This is a genomic window from Pseudomonas sp. LBUM1646 (genome assembly GCF_059716165.1).
The window spans coordinates 4,677,635-4,684,221 of record NZ_CP166810.1 but is presented as its reverse complement, the minus strand read 5'-3'; the positions used below and the strand labels follow the sequence as shown (position 1 = coordinate 4,684,221).

The following is a 6,587-nucleotide window of genomic DNA, read 5'->3' as shown; positions in this document are numbered from 1 at the left end:
TAAACCTGAAAACCGGTCGAGCGCTGTGCTCGACCGGTTTGGAGAATTGGTAATGTCGTTGAACCCTGATATCGCCGCATTTCTGGAGCTGGTCGGCAACGGCCGGGCCAGCGGCAAACGCGTAGGCATGCATGAGCTGAGCCCCGAGCAGGCCCGTGAACAGTTCGATCAGTCGTCGCTGTTGATGGACGCGGGGGGTGAAGAACTGGAAGTGGTCGATGAACTGCAACTGCCGGTGCGTGACGGCACGCGCCTGAACGCGCGGATCTACAGTAACCACTCATTGGAAAAGGGCGCCAAGCGTCCGGCGCTGTTGTATTTCCATGGCGGCGGTTATGTGGTCGGCAGCCTCGACTCCCATGACTCGCTGTGCCGCGCGTTGGCGGTCATGGCCAATTGCGTGGTGTTGTCGGTGGCCTATCGGCTGGCGCCGGAGTTTCGCTTTCCGACCGCCGCCGATGATGCGCTGGATGCGTGGGACTGGCTGGTGGCCAACGCCGATGATTTGGGCATCGATGCCCAGCGTCTGGCGGTGGGCGGCGACAGCGTTGGCGGCAGTTTGGCCACGGTGTTGGCCGCGCAACCGTTGGTGCAGCCGTTGTTGCAGGTGTTGATCTACCCGGTCACCGATGCCAGCCAAAGTACCGCGTCCATTGAGCGTTATGGCGTGGGGCATTTGCTGGAGAAGGATTCCCTGAGCTGGTTCTACGAGCACTATCAGCGCGACGTCAGCGATCGTCTTGATCCACGCTTTTCGCCGTTGCTGGCCCAGGTCTCGGCGAGCATGGCGCCGGTGCTGCTGATCCTCGCCGAATGCGACCCGCTGCACGACGAAGGCGTGGCGTATGCCCGCCATTTGCAGGCGGCGGGGGTGGCGGTGGAGCTGAAAATCTTTGAGGGCATGACCCACGACTTCATGCGCATGGGCGCGATCATCGACGAGGCCGAAGAAGCGCAGCAGCACATTGCCGAGCGGTTGGTGCAGGTGTTTGCGGTGGATTGATTGCTTCATCAGTTACAACAAAACGCCGGCGATTGCCGGCGTTTTGCTGCCCACTGCAAAATCTGCAGGCAACCCCCCATCAAAAAAACGGGCGAAGCAATTGCCGATTTTTGATGCGGATAAACATGTTTACGGATGCGCGTTTAAAGACACTCGCTGTTACGTCATAAGAGGCTACAACGCCTTGCGCCGTTACCTACGCGTACGCCAGAATCCGCCGGCTTGTGCGGCTTTGGGGCGGGCTATATCGTTTGCTGGTCACTGCAAAACAGTGATCGGGTTTGGTAGCCCTGCTCATTAAGTAGTCGTATGGCGACACCTTGTGCAGTCTCTGTTTTGGGATTCTGCTTTTATGGTGGGCATGCGTGGGGCTCCATTGTGAGCGCCGGGTTTACTACTTGAGCCGGTCTACCAACCCACGTATGGCCGCTACCCTTCGTTTGGTAGCGAGGGTGATGGCTCCTCAATATTCAAGTAGAGATCCGTCTATGTTCAAAGTAACGCCTAATCCCCCAGATACCAATCCAGTACCCTACGACGCTTCTTTCGATCTTGACCCCAAGAAAATGAAAGAAGCGGCCGACCGCGCGCTCAAGTTCTACCTGAACCCCGGGGCGACGAAAACGCAGATACCGCCCCGCAAATCCGGCATCTTTTACACCATCGACGCAGCGGTGGATGACGAAACGTTGCTCGTCGATGCCAGCGAATCGTTGGCCTCAGCCCGCGAGATGGTCAACGACCTTGTTGACTTAACGGACGGCTCGCGACGCTACACGATGCTGGTGTTGCAACGGGTGATCATGTTGGGTGAGTTGGCGGTCAATCGCGTACTGGATAACCACAAGCCTGGGTAGAACAGGCACGGCAGTGAGGGAGGCCACTCCCTCACTGCACTGAACACTTTTGTGGCGAGGGAGCAAGCTCCCTCACCACAGGTTTAGTGTCAGGGCATCAAGTCCTGGACAGCAAAACGCCGGCATCAGCCGGCGTTTTTTATTGCGTTGTGTAGCCTGTTACCAGTTGTAGGTCACATCGGCTGTCACCGTACGACCTTCGCCGTAGTAGCAATCAAGGGTGCTGTTGCAGCTGGCGACGTATTTCTTGTTGTCGAGGTTTTCCAGGTTCAGCTTCAGCTTCGTGCCCTTGATGTGCAGCGGCGATTTTTGCAGGTCGTAGGAGACCATTGCGTCATACACGGTGTAGGACGGAATCTGGAAGGAATCTTCCTCGTAGTCCGAACCGTAGCTGCTGCGCACGTAACGCAAACCAATACCGGCGCCCAGACCGGCGAGCACGGTGGTGTTGTCGAAGTCGTAGTTGACCCAAGTCGAGGCGGTCAGTGGCGGGCTCATGGCCAGGGTGCGACCTTCGCGACCATCGTTGACGCTGCGCCATTTGTTCTGGTTACGCGACACGGCGGCCAGCACACGCAGGTTCTGCGTGACGTTGACCTTGCCTTCCAGTTCCACACCGCGCGAACGCACCGAACCGCTCTGGCTGCTGAAACCCGGGTTTTGCAGGTCGTTGGTCAGCATGTTGTCCTGGTCGATCTGGTACACCGACAACTGAATGAAGCCGTCGATGGACTTCGGCTCGTACTTGATGCCCGCTTCGTACTGCTTGCCGGTGGTCGGCTTGAACGGCTGCGAGTTCATGTCGACGCCGGTCTGGGGCAGGAACGATTCCGAGTAGCTGACGTAAGGCGTCAGGCCGTTTTCGAATTCGTAGCCCAGGCCCGCACGGCCGGTGAATTTCTCATCCTTGATGTTGGAGTGAGTGCCGGCCAGTGGTTCTTTGTTGTCCGTCTCGGCGAAGTCATAACGACCGCCCAACGTCAGGAACCACTGGTTCCAGCGCAACTGATCCTGTGCGTACAGGCCGGTCTGCTTGATGGTGTTGTCCCAGCGATACGGTTGGGTGAAGTTGAACTCACTGCCGTAGACCGGGTGGTACAGGTCGATGCCCGGACCCTGGCGGTCATACAGACCGAGGAACTTGGTGTTGAAGTGGTAGTAGTCCACGCCCAGCAGCACGGTGTGGTCCAGCTCACCGGTCTTGAACTTGGCTTGCGCGGTGCTATCGATGCCGTAGACCTTGTTGGTCTGCGACCAGTCCACCCCGAAGCGGCTCTGGTAGCTGTTGTCATCGCGGCCGGTGACCGGGTTGGTCGGGAACGAGTAGCCGTGCAATGGCGCGACATACTGGTCATCAATGTAGGCGTAGCTGCCGCGTTGCTTGAGGGTCCAGACGTCGTTGAGCTCGTAGGACACGTCATAGCCGGTCACGAACTGCTCGCGATCGTACTTGTTCAGGCCAGGTTCGCCGATGAACAGCTTGCGGCTGATCTTGCCGTTAGGGCTGTTGAACACGGTGCCTTCAGCCGGCAGACCCTGGGCTTCCGGGGTATCGCGGTCCTTCTGGTACTGGGCGAACACGGTGACGCTGGTGCGATCGTTCGGCAGCCAGGTCAGGCTCGGCGCCAGCAGCATGCGGTTCTGGTCGGCGTAGTCGATTTCCGAGTTGCTGTCGTTGACCAGGCCGGTGAGGCGATAAAGGAATTCACCCTGATCGTCGATCGGGCCGCCGATATCGAAGGCGCCGTACTTGCGATCGTAGCTGCCGCCGCCCAACACGATTTCGTGCAGCGGGGTCGCGGTCGGACGCTTGCCGACCATGTTGACGATACCGCCAGGCTGGTTCTGGCCGTACAGCACCGAGGCCGGGCCTTTGAGCACTTCGATGCGCTCCAGGGTGTACGGGTCGATCTGCAGCGAACCGCCGGTGCTGCCGCCGCCGTAAGGCAAGTGCAGGCCGTCGAGGTACAGCGGGGTAGGGGAGAAGCCACGGGAAGTTGGCTCGTCGAACATCTTCACCCGGTCGGAGAAGCCGCCACCGGTCATGCCGGCGGTGTAGCGCAGGGCCTCGGTGACCGATTGCGCGCCGCGCATCTTCACTTCATCGGCGGTGATGACGTTGATGGTCTGCGGGATTTCATTCAACGGTGTATCGGTTTTGGTGCCAGTGCCGCTGCGCTTGGCCACGATCCCGTCCACCGGGCCATAGGCCGATTCCTGGGTGGCGGAAATGCTGGTCGGCGCCAGGTCCAGGGTGTTGCCACCGCTGCTGCGCGCACGTAGGGCAACGCTGTTGCCTTCAACGGAGTAGGCGATGCCGGTGCCCTGAAGCATCTGGGCCATGGCGGCGGCCGGTTCCAGGCTGCCGTTGACGGCGGTGCTGCGCAGGCCGCTGACTTCATCCGGGCTGTAGAGCACTTGCAGGTTGGTCTGGCGACCGAATTCCTGCAGGGCGCTGCCCAGCGATTGCGCTGGAATATTGATCGCGGCGGTCTGGGCCTGGACCTGGCCGATCATCGGCAACGTCAGTGCCAGGGCGCAAAGGGCCGGCAGCGTCGGGCGAAGTGAATGGCGAATCAGCAGAGCCTTGGCGAGCGGGTTGAGTCCGTGCGGTGCGGGCATTATTCTTCTACTCTTCAAAGTGTTGACTGAGAACTATTTCTATTAACTGTTAGTGAGACGTTGAGCCTTCCGGAAACCGGAAAGACTCCACGTCTTTTTTTACGAAATTTTCACAATCAGGCAGTTTGAAGCTCGGTAACCACTTTGCCGGCGTCCATGCGCACCAGTTGATCGGCCACATCGAAGTAACGATCGTCGTGGGAAATGACGATGATGGTCTTGCCCAGGCGTTTCAGATCCGGCAGCAGCTCGGTGTAGAAAATGCGCCGGAACGTCGGGTCCTGGTCGGCGGCCCATTCGTCGAACACCAGCACCGGGCGCTCTTCCAGCCACGCATTGACCAGCGCCAAACGCTTGCGTTGGCCGGTGGACAGGTCGGTGGTGGTGAACGAGCCGTCGCGCACGCTGACCTTGTGCGCGATCTCCAGGCGTTGCAGGTATTTGTTCGCGTCTTCGGGGATATGGGTGTCGCCCTGCACCACGTCGTCGAACAGGTAATAGTCGGCGAAGATCGTGGTAAACAGTTGACGGTAATCATCGCGGGTCACGGCGGTGACCACTTGGTCGTTGAGACGAATCTCGCCGTGCTGCGGCGCATACAGGCCTAGCAACAGCTTGATCAGCGTGGTCTTGCCACAGCCGTTTTCGCCGACGATGAAAATAATGTCGCCTTGATCGATCTTCAGGTTCACCGGCCCGAGGCGGAACGGCGCGCTGCCTTCGGTGGCCGGGAAGCTGTAGGACACCTCGTTCAGTTCCAGATTATGGACGACAGTGCTTTTGTGGCCCTGATCACTGAGCAGCAAGTGCGGCTCGGGCGATGAAAATTGCTCCGACAAATCGGCGATGCGGCGGAAGGCGATCTGCGCGCGGCTGACAATCGGCAAGGTGCCGATCAGGTGTTCAAGCGGGCCTTTCATGTACAGCAACACCAGAACGAAGCCGCTCATCACCGCTTTGTCCGCGCTCGGCCACAGCGATTGCAGGGCGAGGGCGAGGCCGATCACCACGAAGAACAGCATCGAGCCGAGGGTCTTGGCCACCACGAAAATGTTCACCGAACGCACCTGGGTGTCGCAGATTTTGTCCGCCGTGGCCTCGATGCCCGAGACGAACATGCGATGCCGACGCGGGCGATGGATGCGCAGTTCCTTGGCGCCTTCGGCCACTGCGTTGTAGTGCTTTTGCAGCTCGTCTTCGTAATCCCGTGCCTTCATGAACCCCATCATGCCGCGCCCACGGGCGATGTATTGGATGACCGTACCGATCACGATCGCCACCACCATCATCAGGAACATCGGCCATGACAGCATCGCCAGATAACCCATGCAACCGAGGGTCACGGTCAGGGAAATCGCCAGCGGCGCGAAGGCGAAAGCGAAGTCGCTGATGGTGTCGACGTCGTGGGTCAGCACCGGGATCAGGCGATGGCTGCGGTAGCGTTCGATCTGCTCGATGGGCGCCGACAGCACTTTTTCGCCCAGCTCTTTACGTAGCTTGGCGATGATGTGCTGGCCAACGAAGTTGGTCCCGATGTCGGAGAAGATCGAGCTGATCAATGCCAACAGGCAGAGGGCGGCGAAGGCGGCGACCACGGTATTGGTCAGGCCGCCCTCGGAGTGCAGCACATTATTGATCGTCGCCAGCAACGCGGTGACGCTCAGACCGCCGACCATGCCGAGCAGGATGGAGCCGGCGACGATCAGCCGAAAGGGTTTGAGCAGGGTGAACAATTCATTGATCACCCCGCGTGTTGGTTTGCTCATGGAGGTTCCCTGCTTGAAAAGAGTGGCGACGGCCGGGCATCGCTGAAGGACATGGAGGGCGGTGGCGCGCCGCAGACGCACGCGCACTCCTATAGAACGACTGGCGGGGTAGCTAATTTAGCGGCCACCCGCCGTAAAAAAATCTCAGACGAAACACGCACCCTGTAGCAGCTGCCGAGGCACGAGGCTGCGTTCGGCTCATGTAGCAGCTGCCGAAGGCTGCGTTCGGCTGCGAAGCAGTCGTGAAATCAGGCGGCGCGGTGTTTCAGGAAGACCGCGTGCTCAGGTTTTACTGCGTTCGGCTCATGTAGCAGCTGCCGAAGGCTGCGTTCGGCTGCG

Annotated in this window: 4 protein-coding genes; 2 read left to right on the top strand and 2 right to left on the bottom strand. The window is 59.7% G+C overall.

Annotation, left to right across the window (positions count from 1 at the left end; genetic code table 11):
• The first annotated feature begins 52 nt into the window (after positions 1-52).
• Positions 53-1,003, top strand: coding sequence for an alpha/beta hydrolase (locus tag ACA071_RS21360; RefSeq protein ID WP_497640981.1), 951 nt, complete (start codon positions 53-55; stop codon positions 1,001-1,003).
• Positions 1,004-1,491: 488 nt separating this feature from the next.
• A complete protein-coding gene (locus tag ACA071_RS21355; RefSeq protein WP_497640980.1) occupies positions 1,492-1,860 on the top strand; it encodes a DUF6124 family protein in 369 nt (122 codons plus the stop codon).
• Positions 1,861-2,019: 159 nt separating this feature from the next.
• Here ACA071_RS21355 and ACA071_RS21350 read toward each other — a convergent pair whose 3' ends face one another.
• Entirely contained in the window at positions 2,020-4,482 is a 2,463-nt protein-coding gene (locus tag ACA071_RS21350; RefSeq protein ID WP_497640979.1) for a TonB-dependent siderophore receptor, read from the bottom strand.
• A gap of 116 nt (positions 4,483-4,598) precedes the next feature.
• Complete coding sequence (locus ACA071_RS21345) at positions 4,599-6,248, bottom strand: cyclic peptide export ABC transporter (protein WP_497640978.1); 1,650 nt, start codon at positions 6,246-6,248, stop codon at positions 4,599-4,601.
• Between the last annotated feature and the right edge of the window lie 339 nt (positions 6,249-6,587).